At 45.2% G+C, this 24,827-nt stretch carries 18 protein-coding genes; 15 read left to right on the top strand and 3 right to left on the bottom strand.

The genetic code is table 11. The annotated features are described in order from the left end of the window. Positions 1-248 precede the first annotated feature (248 nt). Together V6W81_RS22285 and V6W81_RS22280 are read right to left on the bottom strand one after the other, a co-directional pair. Complete coding sequence (locus tag V6W81_RS22285; RefSeq protein WP_338540433.1) at positions 249-557, bottom strand: cysteine-rich CWC family protein; 309 nt, start codon at positions 555-557, stop codon at positions 249-251. 60 nt (positions 558-617) lie between these two features. After that, on the bottom strand, positions 618-2,720 hold the full coding sequence (locus V6W81_RS22280) for an endonuclease MutS2 (protein WP_338540432.1): 2,103 nt from the start codon (positions 2,718-2,720) through the stop codon (positions 618-620). 537 nt (positions 2,721-3,257) lie between these two features. Here V6W81_RS22280 and V6W81_RS22275 point away from each other — a divergent pair. The 13 genes from V6W81_RS22275 (at position 3,258) to V6W81_RS22215 (ending at position 21,831) form a co-directional block, all read left to right on the top strand. Further along, positions 3,258-5,594 carry a helix-turn-helix domain-containing protein gene (locus V6W81_RS22275; protein ID WP_145046902.1) on the top strand — a complete coding sequence of 779 codons (2,337 nt, stop codon included), beginning with the start codon at positions 3,258-3,260 and terminating at the stop codon, positions 5,592-5,594. A gap of 350 nt (positions 5,595-5,944) precedes the next feature. Then, positions 5,945-6,898: an ABC transporter permease gene (locus tag V6W81_RS22270; RefSeq protein WP_056701329.1), complete on the top strand. Its 954-nt coding sequence runs from the start codon at positions 5,945-5,947 to the stop codon at positions 6,896-6,898. Between the two features lie 44 nt (positions 6,899-6,942). Next, positions 6,943-7,815, top strand: coding sequence for a carbohydrate ABC transporter permease (locus V6W81_RS22265; RefSeq protein ID WP_128103222.1), 873 nt, complete (start codon positions 6,943-6,945; stop codon positions 7,813-7,815). A gap of 69 nt (positions 7,816-7,884) precedes the next feature. Further along, the gene (locus V6W81_RS22260) at positions 7,885-9,384 is read left to right on the top strand and encodes an extracellular solute-binding protein (RefSeq protein WP_145046901.1); all 1,500 of its coding nucleotides are present in this window, start codon (positions 7,885-7,887) and stop codon (positions 9,382-9,384) included. 23 nt (positions 9,385-9,407) lie between these two features. After that, entirely contained in the window at positions 9,408-10,517 is a 1,110-nt protein-coding gene (locus V6W81_RS22255) for a glycoside hydrolase family 88/105 protein (protein ID WP_338540431.1), read from the top strand. Positions 10,518-10,818: 301 nt separating this feature from the next. Next, positions 10,819-12,333: an extracellular solute-binding protein gene (locus V6W81_RS22250; RefSeq protein WP_338540430.1), complete on the top strand. Its 1,515-nt coding sequence runs from the start codon at positions 10,819-10,821 to the stop codon at positions 12,331-12,333. A gap of 220 nt (positions 12,334-12,553) precedes the next feature. Further along, positions 12,554-14,620: a type I pullulanase gene (gene pulA / locus V6W81_RS22245; RefSeq protein ID WP_338540429.1), complete on the top strand. Its 2,067-nt coding sequence runs from the start codon at positions 12,554-12,556 to the stop codon at positions 14,618-14,620. 347 nt (positions 14,621-14,967) lie between these two features. After that, positions 14,968-17,841, top strand: a complete 2,874-nt coding sequence (pulA, locus tag V6W81_RS22240) for a type I pullulanase (RefSeq protein WP_338540428.1) — start codon at positions 14,968-14,970, stop codon at positions 17,839-17,841. 242 nt (positions 17,842-18,083) lie between these two features. After that, a complete protein-coding gene (locus V6W81_RS22235) occupies positions 18,084-18,587 on the top strand; it encodes a hypothetical protein (protein ID WP_338540427.1) in 504 nt (167 codons plus the stop codon). A gap of 218 nt (positions 18,588-18,805) precedes the next feature. After that, the gene (locus V6W81_RS22230; RefSeq protein ID WP_239288605.1) at positions 18,806-19,438 is read left to right on the top strand and encodes a 50S ribosomal protein L25; all 633 of its coding nucleotides are present in this window, start codon (positions 18,806-18,808) and stop codon (positions 19,436-19,438) included. A gap of 241 nt (positions 19,439-19,679) precedes the next feature. Continuing rightward, positions 19,680-20,201 (top strand): hypothetical protein, encoded by a 522-nt coding sequence (locus tag V6W81_RS22225; protein WP_338540426.1) that lies wholly within the window; start codon positions 19,680-19,682, stop codon positions 20,199-20,201. A gap of 258 nt (positions 20,202-20,459) precedes the next feature. Next, entirely contained in the window at positions 20,460-21,425 is a 966-nt protein-coding gene (locus tag V6W81_RS22220; protein ID WP_056701351.1) for a helix-turn-helix transcriptional regulator, read from the top strand. 43 nt (positions 21,426-21,468) lie between these two features. Then, complete coding sequence (locus V6W81_RS22215) at positions 21,469-21,831, top strand: HIRAN domain-containing protein (RefSeq protein WP_239288596.1); 363 nt, start codon at positions 21,469-21,471, stop codon at positions 21,829-21,831. Positions 21,832-21,843: 12 nt separating this feature from the next. On the opposite strand, the gene V6W81_RS22210 is transcribed toward V6W81_RS22215, so the two are convergent. Continuing rightward, entirely contained in the window at positions 21,844-22,944 is a 1,101-nt protein-coding gene (locus tag V6W81_RS22210) for a glycosyltransferase family 4 protein (RefSeq protein WP_338540425.1), read from the bottom strand. A 213-nt stretch (positions 22,945-23,157) separates the two neighbouring features. Between V6W81_RS22210 and V6W81_RS22205 the strand changes: the two genes are divergently transcribed. After that, entirely contained in the window at positions 23,158-23,454 is a 297-nt protein-coding gene (locus V6W81_RS22205; protein ID WP_145046883.1) for a DUF3817 domain-containing protein, read from the top strand. A gap of 289 nt (positions 23,455-23,743) precedes the next feature. After that, positions 23,744-24,562, top strand: a complete 819-nt coding sequence (locus V6W81_RS22200) for a TerC family protein (RefSeq protein ID WP_145046881.1) — start codon at positions 23,744-23,746, stop codon at positions 24,560-24,562. Positions 24,563-24,827 lie beyond the last annotated feature (265 nt).

Below are 24,827 nucleotides of genomic sequence, written 5' to 3'. Positions count from 1 at the left end.
GATTATCAACGTATGCAGGATTTAACGAACCTGAGTGTCGCTATTCCGTCATAGAGCGTTTTCAAAACCTCAAAATTCAACTGAATTTACGAAATAGTGCCTCTATGATTCGTTAGATTTCAGATCCCGGAAACTGAGAGCGAATAGCGTGTGTCAGATGCATTACATCAAAAAAACACTAAATGGGCTATCCCCGTCATATTTATGACTTATGGGACAGCCCATTTTTGCTACCAAGAGGATTCCATTTACCCCCGTGCCTTAAACTCTGCCAGACATGTCTGACAAATGCACGACTTTCTTCGTTGCTCCGCAGGAATCCTCTCGAACACGCCTTCAGGAAATACAGCGTGATTACACCAGCACTCTGAATGTGGTGCGCCAGCGGCATACGAACATCCATTGGCTTTTCCACAGAGGGGACAGACAAGTGGATTCATCTGAGCCTCCTTAAGATTTGCATTTGCATCACGATCTGCGCCTGCTTCTGAATCTGGGCTTAAGGTAGACTCCGATTTCAATTGTAATTCTGATTTTAATGTTAATTCTCTATTCAACTTGAACTCCACCTTTATCTCGGTCAGGTCTTTCTTACAGTATATCAGATACTGGGATTATCATTGTTGTTCAGGAGGCAGTTCAATCTGAAGTCCTTCCACATGTTTACGTCCCATAAGTTTACGCTTCTTCCGGTTCACTTTGCTCTCGAATACAATGTCGAGGTCATAGTTTTCAGGGTAGAGTTGATCGGCAGCGATATGCAGAGTCATTCTCTTCTTGTGAATCTTAATCTTGCGACCGCGTAGCATCACTCCGATATTGCCACGAGCATCCTCAACGTCGCATACAGTTCCGGTTTGATCAAGATACCCGATGTAGACCCGGTCTCCCTTTTGGAATACGTAGGCTTTTACAGCTGTCTCTGATTCTTCCGGTTTCATAGACGTAAGCACCGACTCTGCCACAGAAGGGGTGTTGGTAGGCACGAAAGGTTTGGCTATGTCAGTTACAGGATGTTTTTCTGTTGAATGTGAGCTTTTGTATGGCTTCTGTTCAGACTGGGAGGTTATGTGGTGATCCTGCTCTAATTTCAATAAGCTACCCGATTGAATTAATGGATCTTCTTTCGTTTCACCTGATAGGGTTGAAGAAGGTTCTGTGATCCATTTCTCTGTTGATGAATTGCTCTGTTGAATGCCCTGATCGGAGATGGACTTCGAACGATCGATAATGTGTTGTGCCATTCCTAGTTTCAGTGCAATGGCATACGCATAACTTTGTCCGGCTTCTCCAATTCGCAACCGATATAACGGCTGCAATGTTGCCGTGTCAAATTCCATCCGAGCATTTTCAAAACCTGGTGTAGCGGCAGCAAAATGCTTAATTTCTCCAAAATGGGTGGTGGCTACAACCGTTGCTCCCCGTCGATGCAGCTCTTCAAGCATGGCGATGGATAATCCAACTCCTTCCCCTGGATCTGTACCAGAAGCCATCTCATCAATGAGAACGAGTGTTGAGGAATTAGCCTGTTCCAGGATACCGATCATGTTGCGAATATGGGCAGAGAACGTGCTGAGTGCTTGCTCCATGCTTTGACCATCTCCGATATCCACCGCAATTTCACTGTATACAGACATCGTGCCACCTTCTCCAACAGGGACAAGCAAACCGGATTGCATCATAAGGGTGAGTAGTCCGAGTGTCTTGAGTGCTATTGTTTTCCCCCCGGTATTCGGCCCCGTAATAATGAGTGAACGATAGTTCGTGCCAATTGTAAAATCGAGTGGAACCATAGATTCGCCCATTAATGGGTGATGTGCACGTTGGATTTGAACTCTTCCTTCTGCATTAACTTGAACAACGCGTCCGTCCGTAGTGACCGCATATTTTGCTTTTGCCAGAAGAAAGTCTAGTATGCCTACCGTCTCGGTATTCAGAGCAATTTCACGACTGTATGACTCTGTGAGCGTGGTCAACTCACCAAGAATCTTCATCTCTTCTCGAGATTCATCTCCCTGTAGTGCCGCGAGTTCACTGTGAAGACTCATGAGTTCTACCGGCTCAATATATACCGTTTGCCCACTTCCTGATTCGTCCAACACACTGCCCTTGACCAGCTTGCGGAATTCCTTCTTGATCGGCAGAACGGTTCTTCCATGACGTTGACTAATGACATTTTCCTGCATGATGGAGCGATGTTTGCTGAGCAGTGAATCGAGCTTACGCTTCATTCGCTCTTCGTTAACCATCATTTTTTTACGGATTCGTGTAAGCTCTTTGCTCGCCAGATCTTGAATACGTCCGTTATGGATACTGCGTTCAATCTCACTGAGCAATGATTCCATCAGCATCATCGATGCAGCATAACGGCTAACGGTTGGAGCGATCTCGGATTTGCCCTCCATATATTTCATCAGCTGTGCACAGCTTCGCAGAAATTGTGCAAGATGACTGAAGTCACGTTCACTGAATAAATATCCTGTGCCTAGCAGATCCATGATGGTTTCCATCCCATCAAGGGATGGAATGGGGATACTCGCGCCGTAACGGAGCATAAGAGCGGCTTCTGCTGTTTCTTCTAGCCGCGTCTGAATCCAATGTACATCATTCATCGGCTTCATGTTGTGAGCATGACGTTTGCCCAAATAAGATCGCGCGCAGGAGGCTACGTTTTTTTGAATTTCAAAATAATTCAGTGTGCGTAAAGTGTTTTCGTTCATGGGAATCTCTCCTTAATATTAAATATGGTGTTGGGTTATACAGCTGACTTATTCCTGAAAAACGCAAAAAGGGCGGAGAATGAACAAACGTCATTCTCCGCCCTAAGCTGCATGGGAAAGCAGAGTCCAATAAGGCCTATAACAAAAAAATCCACGCTGAACACAGCGCGGAAATAGACCCGGACAAGTACAATCCCGGAGGCGATTTATGATATCCGCTGTTCTTAACTAAGTACAGGGATCTGGCGCATCATGAAATACACGTATGCCTGACGGCATATGCGAAATGAGAGGCCAAACTCCTGAATATGAAACTTGGTTAGTTAAGAACGCTCACCGACATCAAAATCTCTCCTTTGATTGAGGAATATGCAACTAATATAAACTGGAAATTACCTCAAAGTCAACCCGGAAGATCATCGTTCAGAAGAAATGAGTGGACTTGAATAAGAATGGGTTTTAAAATAACAATAGTAAATTAACCCAATGTAAGCGATATTATGAAATGGAAAGTTTGTAGAAGGAGGGTGCTCTTCTTTGCCAAAATACTTGCTGCGTCTGCTATGCTTCACCATGATCCTTGGAGCGCTTCCAGTCATCATTATTGGTTCTGTCTCGTATACGATTGCTTCACAGGATATTGAGCAAAAGGTGCGCGAGAGTAATCTGCAGATATTACATCAGACTCAGATGAGGGTGGAGCAGGTGCTGCGCAGTTTGCAATTATCATCTATTCAATACGTAAATTCTCCTTTGGTTTTGCAAGCGATGAAACATCCACTGGATAGTAGCGAATTTGAGCAAATCCGTGATCTGACATCTGGCTTTAACAATTTACAGGCAGTGACTAATATTGATCAGGCTTATTTAGTCAATCTTGATGAGGACTGGGTTGTTTCGATGCGTTCATTTGGCAAATTAGATGATTTTAGTATTCGGGATCGAATTGGCTCATATCTGAAGTATACGAACAGTTTATTCTGGGTGACGCAGAATGTAAACTCGGCAAAAGAAAGTGTACCTGTATCGGCAGGTGTGGGCGATTCAACACAGGAGATTGTTCCAGCACTCATTTCTTCGGACAATGTGGTTAGCATGGTGTTCAAAATCCCGATGATGCCGACGAACGTCAAACCGAAAGGATTTCTTGTGATTGATATTTCCGATACAGAGCTTAGCTCTTATTTGAGTCGGAATACGAATTCAGGAGATATGTATGTGCTTGATCGGGATCAGAAATTTTTCCTGAATGATGCGGATCAAAATGGGAAGTACACTGCACTGAATGAGGAAATTCAAGAAAAAGTGCAAGTAACAGGGCAGTCAGAAGGCTTCTTCAATGCAGAGGTAGAGGGGAACCAGGTGGCTGTTAGTTATAAACAGTCACAGCTTAACGGATGGTTGTACGTATCTGTTGTATCTCTTGGGCAGATTACTGCTCAATCTCAGAAAATTGCATTGGTAACGGGGGTGGCAACACTGGTGATGCTGGGATTAACCGGACTAGTTGCTTTTTACGGTAGCCGGCGGATGTATTCACCCATTTCGAGACTCCTTCAATTCACTAAAGGACTGGACTCTCCTATGGATTCCAAAGGTCGAAGACAGGATGAGTTCAGTTATATTGAAGAGCGATTATCGACCTTATTCAGTTCAGAACAGACCATGCGAGAGCAGATGAAGGGACAGCACGTTCATTTACAGGAATTTTTTATGACTAAACTATTAACAGGCAAAATATCGGAAGAGGACTTTAGATATCAGGGGGATCTATATGATTTTCCGACCAACTGGTCGAGCCTTGGTGTGCTTACACTGCAAATGGATACCATTGAGGGGACGCGTTATGAGGAGCAGGACCGGGATCTGCTGCTTTTCGCTGTAAATAACATCGTCGGAGAATGGCTTCCTCCGGAAATTCGGTTCACACCAGTCATGATTGATGACGCCCAGGTTACCGTTCTGGCCTCTGAACTGCATGATGAATTGCAACTAAAAGAATGGATGCACACTCAGGCCGAAGGCATACGAGAGCGTGTCGTCACATATCTGAATCTGCCCGTAAGTATTGGGATCAGCCGATCTTATCAGGCCATAGGCGATACACCGCAAGCTTATCAGGAGAGCCGGGAAGCTCTCCAAGGGCGAGTGAGCCTGGGTAGCCGTATTATTTTGCATTATGAGGATATTCAGCCGCGAGGTCAGACGGAAGCCGCCCTATATACACAGTTACGGATGATCGAAGATCAATTGGCTTCTGCGCTGAAGCAGGGTGATGTGGAGAAAACGGATGCCTACTTCACACAGTACTTGGGATTACTTGCAGATAAGAAACTACATTTCAGTGAGTATCCAGTCATTATGGTTCAATTGTTGTCCCGTGTATATCAATTAGTACAGGAGCAGGGTGGAGACGTGGCGGAAGTGTTGGGGGAGAAAGCCTCGATGGCTCGTCTGTTGAAGCTGTCTACACTGGATGAGATGACGAATTGGTTCCGCAAACGCTTATTCCAACCGGTCATCCATTTCTGGCGGGAGCAGGAAGAGTCTCAATACATGAATATCGCTCGAAGAATGATCCGATTAATCGAAGAGCGTTATGATCGTGAGCTGTCACTTGAGGCTTGTGCGGAGGAATTGAATTTTCATCCTGTTTATTTGAGCCGTGTGTTCAAGAAAGAAGCAGGCGTGAACTTCACAGAATATTTAGCCCAATACCGGATGGAAAAAGCCAAGACCTGGCTACAGACAACAGATCTGAAAATATCAGAGATTGCAGAGAAATTGAACTACACTAATCCGACGGCTTTTATTCGCACATTTCGTAAAATTACAGGCACGACCCCGGGGAAATATCGGGAACAACAACGGTAGAAATAGACCTGCTTCGCCTGCTATGGCGGGCAGGTTTTTTTTGAGGTAATGTGATGCGAATCATCTCTGAGCTAACTTTTGCCGCGGACAAGAACAATCAGAAGATTACAGCCTTGTTTTATGGATTGTCCTCATCTTTTCGCAGGAGTTAAGACAGAGATATTGAGGTTAAAAGCGGTTCATTACTGGTTGGAATTCAATTACACAAAAGCTGTAAACCCTTGCTACATAAGGGAAAACAAGAAGCTAAAATGAGACGATAGCCAGTGATGTGTTTATCCTCCACAATGAAGACATGAATTCAGGAAGTGATATTTTGTAATCGTTTCCAATGTGGGGAGGAAGACACTATGAAAGCCGAAACGGCGGCTCAGACACGGCCCGCTACCCGCAGTGACAAAAACCTACTGTGGAGGGACATCATCAAAAACCGGTGGCTCTATATTATGTTAATACCCGGTGTGCTTTACTTTATTATCTTCAAATACATACCTATGTATGGCATTACGATGGCTTTTCAGGATTACACGCCTTACAAAGGTATCCTCGGCAGTGAGTGGGTTGGATTTAAGCATTTTTCACGTTTCTTCGGGGAACCGCAGTTCTGGACTTTATTCCGAAATACGTTCTTGCTTGCCATCTATAACATGGTGTTTTTCTTCCCACTGCCAATTGTATTGGCACTGATGTTGAATGAAGTTCGTCGAGAACGTTTCAAACGATTCGTACAAACACTTGTCTATGTACCACACTTTGTATCATGGGTTGTTGTTGTTGGTGTGTTCTACATGTTGTTCACCACTGAAGGTGGTGCCATTAATGAATTGCTCTACAATCTGACGGGACAAAAGGTTGCCTTCTTACTTGAGCCAGGCTGGTTCCGTACCATGATTGTTGGACAATCCATTTGGAAAGAAGTCGGCTGGGGTACAATCATTTTCCTTGCTGCCCTCTCTGGTGTAGATACACAGCTCTATGAAGCGGCAAGAATCGATGGCGCCAACCGCTGGCGTCAGACGTGGCACATTACGCTGCCTGCTATTCGTAGCACCATTGTTATTCTGCTCATTCTGCGTCTGGGCAACTTCCTGGATACAGGCTTTGAACAAATCTTCCTGATGCTGACTCCGACAAACCGCGACGTGGGCGAGGTGTTTGACACCTACGTGTACACGAAAGGTCTGACACAGGCACAGTACAGTTACAGTGCTGCCGTGGGATTGTTCAAGTCGGTCGTCGGTCTGGCGCTTGTACTAGGTGCCAATAAGTTGGCCAAAAAATTCGGGGAGGAAGGCGTCTACTGACATAAAGAGCAGGCGCTCTTCACCAGACAGGAGTGAACATTAAGATGCAACAGGATAAAACGTGGGGCAATCGGATTTTCGACTTTCTCAATCATGGCTTGTTACTGTTAATCGGAATTGTGACCGTCATCCCATTCATTTATATTTTGGCGGTTTCCTTTACAAGCCCGAGTGAAGTAGCCAAGGGAGGATTCATTCTTTTTCCTAAAGAATTCTCACTTGCTGCATATCGCTATATTTTCTCTACAGATACCCTGATTCGTAGTTTGGGTGTATCCATTTACATTACCGTTGTTGGAACGCTGATTAACTTGTTGTTTACGTCACTTATGGCGTATCCGCTCTCAAGAAGATATTTGCGTGGACGTCAGCCGATCTTGTTAGGTGTACTGTTCACCATGTTATTTAGCGGAGGTATGATTCCGACTTACTTCGTCGTAAAATCACTGCACCTGACAGACACGTTATGGTCGCTCATGCTGCCTACGGCCATTAGTGCGTTTAACCTGATCGTTCTTAAAAACTTCTTCCAGGCCATCCCTGATGAACTGGAGGATGCGGCCAAAATAGATGGGTGTAACGACGTCGGCGTATTATTCCGTATTGTATTGCCTTTATCCATGCCGGCGATGGCAACGTTCTCCTTGTTTTATGCCGTAGCTCACTGGAACAGCTTCTTCAGTGCAGTTATTTATATCAACGATAGTCAGAAATGGCCGGTACAGGTATGGCTACGTGAGATTGTCATTCTGGCCCAGAGCCGGATTGGGGATACAAGTATCGAGGAAACGGAGATTCAGCCACTCACCATCCGTATGGCGGTTATCGTGTTCTCCACCATTCCAATCATGCTTGTCTATCCGTTCCTGCAAAAACACTTTGCCAAAGGGGTGATGCTAGGTTCGGTGAAAGGTTGAGTTGGCACATGTTAAGAAATCGGAACTTTAAAACAGTTAAAGCTGCATAAAAAGGGGAGGTTTCATTCTATGAAAGCAACAAAAAAGAAAGCCGTAGCCGTTCTGAGCACACTTGCACTGGTTACAGGTTTGCTCGCGGGATGCGGATCAGATGAGGGTCAGGCTGCTGAAGGCGGCGTGCAAAATGTATCCATTGCGATCGCACAAGTAGGGGATGTTCCGAGCAAGGACAATGAAGTACAAAAGAAGATCGAAGCGTACACCAATACGAAACTGGACGTCCAGTGGATTCCGGCTTCAGCATACAATGACAAAATCAATGTCATGATCGCTTCCAGCGACATGCCTAAAATTGTGAAAGTTCAATATAACCCTACGGTAACAAGTGCGATGCGTAATGAAGTGTTCTGGGAAGTCGGACCGTTGTTGAAGGATTATAAAAATCTGTCTGCACAGAACGAGCGCTTTTTTGACAACATCAAGGTTGAAGGGAAAATTTACGGCGTACCTGTATTCTCCGATATTGCCCGGGCAACCGTCATTTACCGTAAAGATTGGTTTGAGAAGCTGAATCTCAAAGTACCGACAACAGCAGATGAATGGTATGAGACGATCAAAACGTTGTCCACTTCTGATCCAGATGGAGATGGTCAAGACAATACATTTGGTTTGATGCTGTTCAAGCGTTACAACGAGGATCAATATTCCTTCACAACTCGTCTTGGTGTAAGCTTTGGCGCGCCAAACAAGTGGAAAGTAGAGGACGATGGAAGCTTTACACCGGAATTTATGACGCCTGAATATAAACAAGTTATGGATCTTCTGAAGCGGTTGTATGATGAGAAGCTGCTTAACCAAGACTTCGCAGTATTCGATTCCACTGAAGCTGAGAAGAAATACGATTCCGGTTTAGTGGGTATGCGTGTGGGTGTCGCACAGAACGGTAAAAGTCAGCAGGAACGTTTATCCAAGAACGATCCTGATGGTGTAGTCGATATTGCTGGCTTGTTAGGGCCAAATGGTGATCGCGTTGCAGGACAGACAGGTAACTCAGGCATTCTGGCCTTCCCTAAATCCACGGTGAAATCGGAAGAAGAGCTGAAGAGTTTGTTAGCATTCATTGATAAGTTGATGGATCCTGAAATGGCTACACTCTTGATGCGTGGTATCGAAGATAAACATTTCACCAAGGTTGGCGAAGACCAGGTAGAGATGAGCGACTTCGACGGTTTCCAACGTGAAGTGAAGCCGTATCGTGATAACTTCCCTTATGTCGAGGGCTACAATGTACCGAAACTGAAAGATACTGAGCTGGGTGAAAAAGGAACTGAACTCGCGAAAGCGCTTGCTGAGCATGCTGTCCCTAACCCTGCCCTTACGTTGTATTCACCTACGTATGGTGATCGCGGCGCGGATCTTGATCAGATGATTGCGGATGCACAGACCAAATATATTATGGGCAAAATCGATGAAGCAGGCTGGCAGAAGGAAATTGAGAATTGGGCGAATGCCGGTGGAAACAAAATTCGCGAAGAATACGCGGAGGACTACAAAAAGCAAGCTCAATAATGAGCTAGAAGCGGAGGAGCGCCATGAAAGAAACGTTACAATTTACGCCAGTGCGAATGGCTGAACAGTTCATGGAAAGTTATCGTAGCCATGACTTGTACTCCACCTGGCATTATGAGAATGGTTGTATATTAAAAGCATTAGAAGAGTTGTATACCCATACGGGGGAACAAAAGTATTTTGATTATATCCAGGAACTGATGGATCATTTCGTGCAGGAAGATGGTACGATTCGAACCTACGGTGTTGAGGAATATAACCTGGATCAGATTAATCAAGGCAAATCGTTATTTCTGCTCTTAGACAAAACGGGAAAGGAGAAGTATCGCCAAGCGGCTGACCTACTCATGGTACAGCTCAAAGGCCAGCCGCGTACAAGCGAAGGTGGGTTCTGGCACAAAAAGATATATCCTTTCCAAATGTGGCTAGATGGGTTGTATATGGCGACCCCTTACCTAACGCAATATGGAGCCGTAACAGGTCAAGATAAGTGGTTCGATAAGGCAGCACTACAGTTGCTCTTGGTAGAGCAACGTACGCGTGATCCGCGGAGCGGTCTGTTATATCATGCTTGGGATGAGAGTAAGGAGCAGCGCTGGAGCTCAGGGGAGACGGGTTGTTCTCCCCATGTCTGGAGCAGAGCTGTCGGCTGGTATGTGATGGCTGTGGTAGACACATTGGACTATTTGCCAATGGATCATGAACAGCGTGGACAGATTGTAGGTATCTTCGAACGACTCGCTAATGCGCTTGTACATGTTCAGGATCAACAGACTGGATTATGGCCGCATCTCTTGGATCAACCAGGCCGTGAGCGCAATTACTTGGAAGCATCGGGGACTTCCATGTTTGTATATGCCTTAGCTAAAGGTGTACGCAAGGGATATCTGAGTGGTAAATTCAAGGCGATTGCGGAAAAGGGATATCAAGGTCTGTTACAGCACTTGCTGCAAACGGATCGAGAAGGCGTACTCTCCTTAACGCAATGTAATGGTGGAGCTGGTCTTGGCGGTAGTCCTTATCGTGATGGTTCATACGAGTATTATGTAACAGAATCCATTCGGATTAATGATCCGAAATCGGTCGCTCCATTTATTCTTGCAGGAGTGGAGATGGAACTAGCTACATGCTAGGTCGTGTCAGAAAACTCGCTGAAGTGCATCTTTTACCGCCTTTTCGCCCCCTGCTTCGTCACTTTCCCTTGACGTGCCCCGGCACGCCTGCGGAAAACTTCCTGGCTTGGAACGAAAATTTCGGCAAAATCTGCGTCCTTCGGAGTTTTCAGACACTCCCGTTCTTTTCTTCAGAACATTTATGATAGCGCATTCATTTATTGGTTTTGCTTCAATCCATCATATGGCTCCTACACCCGTGAGCATCTTCTAGTTAATGGAGGCATGTAATAATTAGGTTATCCAAAAGGAGAGATGGTTCATGAGCCCAAAAGTACGGATGTCTCGTTTAAGCGGATTGGTTGTCATTGGTGCAATGTCCGCAGGACTGCTCGCAGGTTGTGGGGGAGAGAAAGCACCCGCTGCGACGGGAGAAGGCAAGTTTCCCATTTCCATCTCTTTAATGCAGGTAGGTGATGTACCTGCGAAGGAGAACGGGATTGAGCAAAAGATTGAGGAATACACGGGAACTGATGTGAATGTGCAATGGATTCCGCAGTCTGCTTTTGATGATAAAGTAAACGTCATGGTTGCTTCGGGTGAGATGCCCACCATTATGCGGGTGAACTATGTACCGACTACTTTTAATGCAGCCAAAACAGGCTTGTTCTGGGAACTTGGCCCTTACCTGAAGGATTATAAGAACCTGTCTGCCCAATCCGAGGCGTATTTTGAGAATATCAAAATAGAAGGCAAAATCTACGGTATCCCTAATTTCCGTGATATCGGCCGTACCGCGATTGTATATCGTAAGGACTGGTTCGATAAATTGAATCTGGAAATCCCCAAAACATTGGATGATTGGTACAACGTGATGCATTCCATGCGCAAGGATGATCCTGATGGAAATGGCAAAGAGGACACCTATGGTGCGTTGCTGTTCAAGCGGTACAATGAAGGCGTATCTTCCCCATTTACACGGATTGCGGTAAGTATCGGAGGCGTAAATAAATGGGGTGTGGATGACTCAGGTAAACTGACACCGGAGTTCATGACTCCACAGTATGTAGACACGATGAAGCTGTTCAAGAAGTTGTTCAGCGAGGGGCTCATTAACAGTGATTTCCCTGCGCTTGATCCATCGGATGCGGACAAAAAGATGGATTCCGGGCTCATTGGCATGAAGCTGAACGGGGTAGCTCAGAACGGCAAGTCATCCCAACAACGTCTCACACCGAATGCACCGGATGGAGAGATTGATGTCGCTCCATTTGAAGGGCCAGATGGAATTCGTATCGCTGGGGAACCAGGTAACTATGGTATGCTTGTCATTCCAAAAGCGGCCGTACCTGATGAAGAGCAGTTGAAGAAGGTACTCACCTTCTTGGATCAGCTAATGGATGAAGAGCTTAGTACATTACAATTACGCGGTTTGAAGGATGTGCACTATACCGAGACTGCTGATGGCAAAACGGAGCTGAAAGACTTTGATGCATATCAACGGGAAGTGAAGCCTTACCGTGACAATCTTCTAAGTATTGAGGGCTATAATGTTGCTGAACTCGTGGACGTACCTATTGGTATGAAGGGTACGAAGATGGCACGTGAGAATGAACAATATGCAATTCCGAACCCTGCGCTGACACTCTCTTCTGCAATCTATACTGAGAGAGGTCAAGAGTTAGATCAGATGATCTGGGATGCCCAAACCAAGTATATTATGGGTAAACTAGATGATGCAGGCTGGGAGCAGGAAGTGGCAAACTGGAAGAAATCCGGTGGTGACCAACTGATCTCAGAGTTTGAAGCATCGTATAAGGAATTGAACGGCAAGTGAATTCATTTTCAGTGATTTATGAAATTGATTCGTAGTTTATAAAATGGAGGCGTACCCCGTGCGCTTATCATCTACGTTCTAAAATAAGGGTTGCGAATCTTCGGATTCGTAACCTTTTTTATTCGTTTCTATTATGAATGGACTGTGGAAGGGGTATAAGAGTAGAGGAGCACTTATATAGCATAATCAACTTGATGCCCACAGAGAGGAGTACAAAGACATGATAGAACAATATGAATACGAGGATCAACGGTATGTTGAGGATGTAAACGATACATATGAGGGAGACGATCTAGGTATTACGATGCAATCAGCGTCATGTAGTTTCAAAGTATGGACACCGAAGGCTTCTGAAGTTCAGCTGTTGTTATATCCCCCATCTACAGACGGAAGTCCTGAAGAATATTCCGATCGTTCGGGACAATTGAAACCTAAAGTAATTCCCATGAATAAACAAGCTCAAGGCATCTGGCACGTCGAGATGAGCGGTGATTGGTGTGGTTATCGTTATATGATTCAGACTACCTTCGGGGACGGAAGACGCGAGGTAGCTGTAGATCCTTATGCTAGGGCTGTCACTATGAATGGAGAGATGGGGGTAATCGTCAGACTGGAGCATACAGATCCCGAGGGATGGAAAGAAGATGTTCGGCCAGAACTCGCGAGCCCAGTGGATGCGGTGTTGTACGAGCTACACGTGCGGGATTTCTCGATACACCCTTCATCTGGGATGAAGTATAGGGGCAAATATCTGGCTTTTACCGAGACGGGTTTACTGGATTCAGAAGGTAATTCCATCGGTGTTGATCACTTGGCTGAGCTTGGCATTACACATGTGCATCTGCTACCCGTATTTGATTTTGCTACAGTAGATGAAGCTCAGGTGGATACATCCAATTCCGATCGATCTAATTATAATTGGGGGTATGATCCTCTCCACTACAATGTGCCAGAAGGCTCTTATGCAACACGGGCGGATGAACCAGAGACTCGAATTCGAGAGTTCAAATCGATGGTGATGGCTCTGCATCAAAAGGGGATCGGCGTCATTATGGATGTGGTCTACAACCATACCTTCGACACTGCGAGAAGTTCATTTGAGAAGCTCTATCCAGGGTACTACTATCGTCAATGGGAGGATGGTACATATAGTAACGGGTCGGGAACAGGAAATGAAGTAGCGACCGAGCGTCATATGGTGCGTAAATTCATTATGGATTCTGTACGCTATTGGGCAGAGGAATACCATGTGGATGGGTTTCGGTTTGATCTAATGGGGCTCATAGATACAGCAACGATGAAAAGTCTGGCGGCAGACCTACATGAGAAGGTCTCACCATCTATCCTGTTATATGGAGAACCTTGGGGCGCACTGGAATCGCCTCTTGGAGAAGGTATGACGCTTAAGGGTGATCAACGTGAGTCTGGCTTTGCTGTCTTTAATGATAATTTTCGCGGAGCCATCAAGGGAGATAGTGATGGTGCAGGAACAGGGTTTGCAACGGGTGCAGAAGGCGCGGAAGAAAACGTGTGGGTTGGCGTAAGGGGAGCTATCACTGATTTTACTTCAGCTCCGACAGAAACCATTAATTATGTTACCGCGCATGACAATCTTAATTTGTGGGACAAGGTTGCGTATACGCAAGGGCTGGAGGATACACTCGGTTTTATCAGCTATGATGAGGACGGTAGTGTCAAAGGGTGCGACAATGTGCAGCAAGCGGTACAACAAGCGAGCCCGTATAAGCAGGTCGAAGCTGGACATGTTCTAGAGAATGAAATGGTACGGCGATGTTTGCTTGCCAATGGCATTGTATTGACCTCTCAAGGTATACCATTTCTGGCCGCTGGTGATGAATTGCTGCGTACCAAGTTTGGTGACGCTAACAGCCACGAGAGCGGAGATGTAGTTAACGCGATCCGTTGGGAATACAAAAAGCAGTTCAAGCCGGTATTTGATTATTATCGCGGTTTGATTCGTCTGCGGCGCGAGCATCCTGTTTTTCGCCTTCGTACCCGTGGAGAGATTGAGCAGAGTATACGATTGCTTGAACAGGACAAGGGTGTTCTGGCATATGAGCTATTCGGCACAGCATCAGGCGATTCGTGGAAACGAGTCATCGTTGCCTATAACGCTGCGAAAGAAAGTCGAGCACTTTCCATTCCGTCAGCACAATGGCATGTGGTTGTGGAGCAAGGACGAGCGGGCACGGATATAATCCGTACAGTAGTAGGTGGAGAACTCAGCATTCCGGCCATCTCAATGACAGTTATGTATTGCTCATAAACGTAATCACTAGATAGAATAGGAATAGGAAAAGATCTGCCTCTCTTCTTTGGAAGAGGGGCTTTTCGGCATGTGACGGAGCGTGTTGGATCAGGATCATCTTGAACATTTCATGCCTTTTTCGTCTGGACAGGTACAAATGCTGTCAATCTATGGCGCTTGTTTACATATGCTGTATTTTGAAAGCGATTGCTAAGGGCGATGAAACTTTGCCCAGAGGTGCACTTCATCAAAAGCGAGCATAAACCGATATGTTGAGTATCAGACAACCCTGGGTTGACAAATGGTGTCCCACTCCGTAACATCGGGACAACATGAAATTCATGCATATAAAGGCGGTGGGAACGATGCCGGAATGGACATCTTTTCGTTATGATGGCAACGATCTTGGCTTAACATATACTCGTGCTGCAAGTTTCTTTAAACTGTGGGCACCAACGGTACAACAGGTTTCACTACTCCTTTTTGAAGGTGCTGGGATCTATGATGCAAAGGGAAAGGTAACTGAACATACAGATGGCCAAGAGCATTTGATGGCTCAAGAGCCTGATGGAATATGGAGCTTGAAGCTTGAAGGGAACTGGGCGGGCTATTATTACATGTATCAGGTCACCCATGCCGATCAGCGAATAGAAGTGGTGGCAGACCCTTATGCTCGGGCAGTATCTGCCAACGGGCAGCGGACAGCGATTATTGATCTGGAGGATACCCACCCGGTCGATTGGGAGCAGGATGTGAAGCCTACTTTTCTGCACCCGGTAGATGCTGTGATCTATGAATTACATGTACGTGACTTCTCATCAGATCCACATGCTAACATTCCTTATAAGGGGAAGTATCTTGCCTTCACTGCTTCGGGACTGACAGATAATGCGGGCAATTCCATCGGCGTAGACCACCTTACTGAATTAGGCGTTACACATGTACACTTGCTGCCTATAGCCGATTATCAGACGGTAAATGAATTGGTTGCTTCCGAAGTTACTCCGGCGGCTAAAGTACCTTATAACTGGGGATATGATCCGCAACATTATAATGTACCCGAGGGTTCTTATGCGACAGATCCGCATGATCCAGCAGTTCGGATTCGGGAGTTCAAGTTGTTGGTACAGTCGTTACATCGACAAGGAATACGTGTGGTGCTTGATGTTGTATACAATCATACGTACAGCATAGAGGAAGGGCCATTCGAACGCATCGTGCCTGGATATTACTATCGTCATCGTGCGGACGGTACGCTGAGCAACGGATCAGGTGTGGGTAATGAGCTGGCTACCGAGCGTCCTATGGTGCGAAAATATATCGTTGATTCTCTTTTATATTGGGCAGAAGAGTATCATATCGACGGTTTTCGTTTTGATCTAATGGGATTGATTGATACAGAAACGATGAATGAACTAACACGTGAGCTGCGGGAGCATATCGACCCGTCGATGTTGATTTATGGTGAACCTTGGACGGGGGGAGACTCACCGTTAGAGCGAAAGACACTCAAAGGAACACAGCGGGGCCAGGGTTTTGCCGTGTTCAATGATCATTTTCGAAGTGCCATTAAAGGAGATAGTGACGGAACGGGCACCGGATTCGCTACAGGGGCTGCAGGTAAAGAATATGATCTAATCACAGGAGTAGCAGGAGCATTGGATGATTTTACATCATCACCTATAGAGACGGTCAACTATATAACGGCGCATGATAACCTCAATCTGTGGGACAAAATTGCAACAACGATGAATCTTCGACATGAACTCGGTTTTCCGACGTGGAAGGATGGTCAGCCTGTGGAAGGTGGCAGTGCCGAATCTGCGGTAAAAGCAGCCAACCCCTACCGATATATTCAAGGGGATCGTGTCTTAGATCATGAGATGGTTCGTCGCTCCTTAATAGCGTCAGGCATTATATTGACCTCTCAGGGGATCCCTTTTCTGCATGCGGGTGATGAAATGCTCCGTTCCAAAGCAGGAGATCAGAACAGCTATCGTAGTGGAGATGCAGTTAATGCAATCACTTGGGCAAATAAAGCAAAGTTCCGTCCTGTCTTTGACTATTATCGTGGCTTAATCCATCTGCGTCGTACACACCCGGCTTTTCGAATGATCGAAGCCCAGCAGGTACGGAATCATCTGCGTATTATGCGTGCTGAGGGCAACGTTGTTGTTTTTATGCTCCACGATGGCGCGAATCAAGATACTTGGAATCAGATTATCGTCATCTACAACGGTTCCGCTAATCAGCAGCAGATTCATCTGCCGGAAGGAAACTGGCATGTGGTGGTGAATGATCAACATGCGGGTACGGAGCCGATCACAACCGTTAATGCTAGCGTCTCTGTCGAGCGGTGGTCGTTGATGGTGCTATATGATACAGAGCGTGCATGTGTTGCAGAACCGGCAGTGGTCGAGATTAATAGCCCACGCCAGGTGTATAGTCCTGGGGAGACAGCAGAGCTAAGAGCTGTCGTGAGGGATCTTCTAGGCAATGTCGTGAAGAACACTGCAGTACGATGGACTTCTTCTAATCCTGATGTGATGCGTATCCAGTCGAATGGTGCAATTCAGGCTGTGCAGACGGGAGAAGCCTCCATCACCGTTCACTGTGGTGAGCTTACTTCGAACTTTACATTACAGGTGGAGCAACGCTATGCTGAACGAATTGAGATCGTGGGTGAGCCGATTATGTACACCACACGCATTAGCCGTTTTCGAGCATTGGTTCTAGATCAATTTGGTCAGCCTCTTCACGGAACCAAGCTTCGTTGGAGCTCATCGAATCCGGAAGTAGCAGCCGTTAGTACTGCTGGTATTGTTCGTGCGCTGACGCCTGGATCAAGCGATATCGTAGCTGAGGCAGGTGGGATTCGTGCCTCCGTCACAACCAAGGTGCATAAGCAAATCTCACGCGTTGTTACCCTTCGATATGAACGAGAGGATCAGCGCTATGAAGGATGGGATGTGTGGGTCTGGGGCACAGGTATGCAGGATGGAGCCGTTCCTTTGGAACGTGTAGGAAATGTGGCAGAAGCTCGATTCCGTGTTGCCGCAGGTCTGCATCATCTCGGCTTGATCATTCGACTGAATGAGTGGGAGGCCAAAGATACGTGCGGAGACCGTTATGTGGATATCGTGCCTGAGGATGGAGATGTGCAAATCATCGTGCGCAGTGGATCAGATCAGATGCAAGTTATTCGGGCGAATACAGAAGATGAACAGGATAGTGCATAATTCAATCTAGTTGTAATTGGCAGCATGTAATGTAAGACCACGTTGTGCAGGCAGTCGGGAGTGATTCCGGCTGCTTTTGCTATACCTAGAGCTACGCTGATTAATCTCTCGAACAGATTATAGATAACCGGCAATAAAATATGGACAATAGTGCACGATATAGACTGAATTGGTAAAATTATGGAACTTTCCAGCGATTTAAAGCGTAATGAACGTAACGATTCTATTTTTGAGGTGATGAAATGAAGGTTGTAAGTAAATTGCTGCTCCTCTGTATGATTCCAATTCTATTGTCCTCCTGCTTACATAACGGGGAAAGTCCTCAACTGACCTATGATTCGGATCTGAAGCCTCCAGTCGAAATAACAATTGAAGAGGCAGAAGCCATGATCCCATTTGACATTAAAGAACCGTCAGTTCCATTCCAAACGACTGAGAAATCGATAAGGATTTTAGCTACCAATGACCCATATGATGCTGTAGAAATTACGTATGCCAATACAGAACAAGGATTGAACCTGATTATGATGATCACTAACTCAAAGGTTAAAACGTCTCCCCATGGAAAGAAAGGGCAAAAACTAGCGAACGGTTCGCAAACCTGGGATCAGGGAAACGATCATATCAGTGCCATTTACTGGAGGAATGAGGGGTTAACATACTCTCTGGTTGCAGGCAAAAATAACAACCTCGAACCCTTATATGATTACAAAACATTAATTGAAATAGCGGATACAATCCAATAATTGAGTCAGTTCCATTTATGATGCTAACGGGAGATTCTTATAGTCAAAAATCAAAAAAATGTACAAGTAATGTTTGAGATCCTCTTTCAATGGGGTAAATATAGATATGGCTCCTAATTAGGCCACAGAATATAAAGACCCATTTGGTTTAATTGCGAAGCATCTGGCTTCCTCAAACCAATATGAAGTAGGGATCCCTTGAAGGAGGATGTTCAATCATGAAATCCAACGGAAAAATGGCTCAACTTACGGCAACCCCAAGAACTGAAAAGAAAGGTGCAGCCTTGCGCCTGTTGAGACAGGGCGGACGAGTTCCGGCTGTCGTGTATGGCCCAGGACAAGATGGCGCCCCAATACATGTAGATGAAAAAGAAATGCTGAAGGTAGCGCGCACAGGACGCTCTGAAATGTTCAACCTCAATGTAGAGGGTGGCAAAACAGTTCCGGTGTTGATCAAGGATCAACAGGAGCGTAACGGACGTCTGTTGCATGTAGACTTTCTGCAGATTTCTAAGAATAAACCAATCAGTGTAAGTGTAACGCTTGATTTCCAAGGTACAGCTGCTGGATCGAAAGCAGGCGGCGTATTCCAGACACAGGAAACTCAGTTGGAGGTCGAAGGATTGCCTGCTGACCTGCCTACTTCTATCGAGGTAGATGTAAGTGGACTGGAGATCGGTGATCGTCTAACGGCTGCTGATATCAAACTGGATAAAGGCTTGACGCTAATTACGTCACCTGATTCCATTATTGCTTCCGTGATGCCGCCACAAGCGGTTGAGGAAGAGCCTACGGCTTCTGCAGATGAAGCAGAACCAGCGGCTGAGGAAGAGAAGTCTACAGAAGAATAAGCAAGGTATAAAATCCTGCGGGATGCTAACCTTACTCAAGCCCAGTCCATTGGACTGGGCTATTCTTAGTTACTAAGACAGGAGAGTGTAATACTCGGATGAACAATCCTCAGCAGAATGACCAGATGTAGCCATGAATGTTGAAACGACGGGTTGTAACGCATCAGAGTGCTTGTGCGTTTATAATATAGGTATGGCTGAGTTTAGGTTAAGTTGAAAGAAAAGAAGGTAGGTATGTATCATGTTTGATCCGATCGTATTTGATAATCTGAAAGTGGGCTTCGAAAATACGCTCTATGACCTCGATAATTTAGATGAGCTCATTCTTATCACGGATCGTCGAGATCGCCTAGAGATGGCGAGCATGTCCAGAGAGTTTGTATTGCAATTCAGTTTACGTGCACATCCTGAAGTGACCGGAGAAGTCGTGTTAAGCTCTTCTCTTGAAGCCATTGCAGCTGAAATATTGGAGAAGCCGGATGGAGTGCCCGGCTGTCGTCTGCAACTTCGGTTCGCGATGAAGATTGTACAGCCTGATCCAGATTGTGAGAGAATACGTACAATATTACAGCAGAGCTGGCCGCAGCAGAGTATAATCCTGAAGCTCCAGTATGAATATGAAGAGGAGCCAAGAGTATATTCTGTCTCCGCCGAAGTCTATTTTGACCGTAATGTGAACGAGGAACAGATGGGAGATATCCCAGAACTTGCTGAGCACATGATCGATGCTTTAACCCAATTGGTAGCGCTACATACCTCATAGGCTCAAGCCTTGTCTCTTGATCAAGAGACAAGGCTTTTTTTGTGAAAATTAATATAGGTAATCAGACACAGGTAAAAGGACTTTGAATTATTAATTTACGCAAGCAAGTAAGAGAATGTATATTGGAATAGCGTTATAAGTGCAAGAGAACTAGATGTTAGTGGTGAAATTGCGAAAGTGAATTGGGTCTAAAGATTTACCAGTGTACTAAAGGAACTAGTTTTCCTTGCCGATAAAGTATCGAAGGGGAGAAACTACATGACAGAGAAATTAATTCGTCTGCTACGTATACTTCAGGCTATACAAGCAAATCCCGGTATTACAGCCAAAGAATTGGCTGTAAAATGTAATACAACGGTACGCACAATATATCGTGACCTACGGATTTTGGACAGGGTTGCCCCTATAACAAATGAAGGTTATGGCAAAGGTTACCGTTTTATTGGGGGATTTTCCATGTATCCTCTTGATTTTACGGAAAAGGAAGCGATGGTTTTCTCCATGCTTCCATCTGTCGTGGATACCTCTAAGCTGCCTCTTGAATTCGATTCTGCATTTGATAAAGTGATGTCTGCTCATTCCAGATCGAATGCAAAAAGCAGTGAAATTGTGGAAGATATTGCAGGTATTATTCGTATGGGCACTCCTGCCTATCGGGAAGAAGGTAAAGATCCCAATTTGTTAATTCCGATTATTGAAGCTATTCTTCATCAACAAACGATTCGAACGCAGTACCATACATTGACGAATAATGAAATCACAATTCGGGACATTGACCCCTATTATCTTATACCGCGTGATCAACGCTTTTATCTAATTGGTTATTGTCATTTGCTGCAAAAGGTGCGTCTATTTCGAATCAGTCGATTTCTTGACGTGGTTCGGATCAACAATCATTTTGACAAAAGTGATTTCAACATAACGCAGTACATGAAGCACACATGGTCTATTGACCGTGGGGACGAACATATCCATTTCAAAGTTAAATTTTCGGATAAAATAGCCCCTTACATAAAAGAAGAGGAGATGTTTGTTCGTCCTCGTATGACAGATACGCCCGATGGTGGGTTGTTATTCGAAGTGACGTTGAACAGCAGTCGTGAATTTCTGAAGTGGCTATATCAATTCGGGCCTCAAGCTGAAGTGCTAGAGCCCCGTGAATTCCGTAAGGAAATTCGTAATCAATTAACTCAATGGTTGAAGCATTATGATCGGGAAGCCTAAGTTCCCATGTGAACTGAAGAGAAAACGTAAAGGAGTATGATTCATGAGTAAAGAGTTATTCGCAGCCATGTATGGGATGGAACACTATCATGGTGTTGGGGCTTTGCATGTAGGAGACATGTTGTTTCTGGTCAAGGATCCTGATAATCGTAGGGATCAACATGCAATTAAAGTCGTCATTCCCCCGATTGGAACGGTAGGATACATTGTTAATGATCCCCGTCTGATTCCTCACGGCTGTTGGACAGGTTCGGACTTCTATGACATCTTCAGTCAACAGACCTGCGCAAAGGTAAGGTTTGCGATGAAGGACATGATTATCGTAGAGCTAATTGAGATTGTACAGGTTCCCGTTCCGCATATGGACACATTTATAACAGGCTGGCAATCACGAGAAAAGGCTTGATTTATCTCGCTTTTATTCGCGAATTAGCCGGGTATAGGCGGCTTCTAGATGTAATGCCGTACGCTCCCAACTAAACTTATGGATGGCGTGTGCTCTCCCGTTTTCGCCTAAGGAGTGAGCCAGCGCTGGATTAACGGCTAGTTTATACAGAATTATAGCAAAAGGCTCTGGCTCATGATATGGATGTATTAGATAACCATTATGCCCAGACTCAATGATCTCTCGTATACCCCCATTGTCTGAAGCAATTACCGGAATACCTGAGGCCATAGCTTCAACGTTCACCAGTCCAAAAGCTTCATGTTGCTGGGATGGACACACAAGACAGTCCACAGCTCGGTATAAACGATCGATTCGTTTATGCGCAATCTGACCGCGAAAAGAAGCACGAACATTCATTTTTTTGGCTAATTGACGCAGTTTACGAACGTATTGGGGTGGCCCTTTACCTGCAATAATGAGTTTGACCGATATGTGTTGTTGTAGACGTGCGATTGCACGAATCAGGACATCGATCCCTTTGCCAGGGATGAGTCTGCCAACATAGAGGACGCAGAAAGACTCTGATAGTTTAAACTCCGTTCGGAGATCTTGTCGTTCAATCACTGTAGCAGGCTTGAAGCGTTCCAGATCCGCACCTAATGGTATAACGGACATGAGACTTGTTAATTGAGGGAATCGACGACTGAGGCGTTGTTTGAGTGAGAGGCTGTTGACAGCAATTAGATCGGCCTGTCGCATCAACGCGAGACGTGCTGATCCTGGCTGTGCGAACGTAAGAGAATGGAGGTAGAGAATCACAGGAGTATGAGGAAGGTTTTGTTTGATGGCAGCCATGCAGCGTGGTCGATTGTCGACTTGAATCAGGTCAAACGTATGGTGTTTCAATAAACGGATAACAGCTTTGGTATATTGCTCCGTATTGGTGGCAGGCAAACGCCGTATGGTCAGTCCTTCCGTATATTCCGTTGTGGGCAGACCTGGCATCTCACGACTGATGATGGTAACTTCATGCCGGAGGGCGAGTTCACGAGCGATACCTAAGATACAGATCTCGACTGATCCGTTTCCAGGTACAGGAAGTTTTTCCGGTGCAACCATAGCTATTTTCATCAACCTGTCTCCTCCTTGTCCCTCCAGCGTAAACAATCTTCGTCATATCCTATGTGCTACTAAGGCTTTTGGTTCAAAAGCTTATGCTATGGATAACATTCCCACCGAGCGTAGTTGGGAGTAAGCAATGTTTAATGTGGTATACTGGTTGGATGCAATGGTACTGAATATGAGATCATATTTAGGTATAGGTATGAAGCCAGGAGGAAAGACATGTTACATTCAACAATGGGTCGCTTTCGATTGCTAATGTGGTTGCAGGGACTCTCTTATTTGTTATTGCTTTTTGTTGCTTTTCCATTGAAGAATGCCGGGATTATGCCGCAGGCTGTGACGTGGTTTGGTAATCTGTATGGTTTTCTTTTCTTGTTGTATCTGCTGATTGTGGTCAGCATGCATACTTCGCAAAAATGGCGTATACGCCGATCATTGGCGCTATTCTTCATTTCGTTTATTCCGCTCGGAAATTTTGTATATGACTTTGTGGTTTTTCGCAAAATGGTTCGTTAAATAAAGCTTGACTTTAATTAACGTTATGAATATGATGGGAACAGGTTATTGAAGCCTGTTTCATCTAAAAACTACATATCCTGATGTTAAAGGGGAGTAGCTTTCACAGTAAAGTCGTCAATTCGGGATTTATCCCCGGCTTTATTGGCAGCAATTTGTTGTTAGCGAGACCTTTACCAAGTTTTTATGCTGGGTAAAGGTCTCTTTTTGTGGATAAAAAGGATCTTTACCAGCGATGGTAAAGGTCCTTTTTTTTGTACATCATAAGGATACTAAGGAGGAGTCAATTTTGGAGTTGTCATTATTATTGGAGTATGGATGGGTACTTGCCGTCTTAGTTGTCCTGGAGGGATTGCTGGCAGCAGATAATGCATTGGTGCTCGCGATCATGGTTAAACATTTACCAGATGATAAACGCAAAAAGGCGTTGTTTTATGGTTTGTTAGGAGCATTTATATTCCGTTTGGGATCGTTGTTCCTAATCTCGTTCCTCGTTGATGTGTGGCAGGTTCAAGCGATTGGTGCGCTGTATCTCTTGTATATCTCCATCAACCATATCGTTAAGAAGATAATGGGTAGTCGTAACAAAACCGATGAAGCTGCTGATCAGTCCCCGAAGAAACCGAAGAAGCAAGCTGGCTTCTGGATGACAGTCTTCAAGGTAGAAGTAGCGGACATTGCATTTGCTGTAGACTCCATCTTGGCCGCTGTTGCACTTGCTGTTGCGTTGCCGCCAAGTGGATTAGCACCTATTGGTGGTCTGGACGGCGGACAGTTTATCGTTATTTTCTTGGGAGGATTCATCGGTCTCGTGATTATGCGATTTGCCGCTTCCTTCTTCGTTAAATTGTTGCATTCCCGTCCTGGTCTTGAAGTAGCTGCTTTTGTTATCGTAGGTTGGGTTGGAGTTAAGCTTTCAGTTATCACACTTGCACACCCTTCTCTGGGCGTACTGGATGAGCATTTTCCAGAAAATAAAATTTGGAAATTCGGATTCTATATTGTCCTGATTGCCATTGCCGTTTGCGGCTGGTTCTTCTCTTCCAAAGTACCGGAAAAAGAGAACGAAAATCCGGTCGAAGAGTTGGAGCAGCAAGCAGGAAAGTAAGCTTAAGTTTGCTTGAAATAACAGGTGAACTGGATAGGACAAAGGCAAGATTCGCTTACAGCGGGTCTTGCCTTTTTGTTATGCATCATGTTGACGAGCTATGAGATTCTTTAGGGTAGCAGATAGCAGAGCTTATTTTAATTTCCAAGAATAGGGTTGACACACGGAAAGAAATCCGCTTAATATTGTATATATCATTTACGAAGGGAGGTCGCGAGTCATGACGCTGGTCTACAATTGGAACTACACGCAACAGAAATCACAA

It is taken from the genome of Paenibacillus tundrae (genome assembly GCF_036884255.1).
GTDB lineage: Bacteria > Bacillota > Bacilli > Paenibacillales > Paenibacillaceae > Paenibacillus.
Note: the sequence above shows the minus strand (reverse complement) of the source record. Positions and strands in the feature narration are given on the sequence as shown.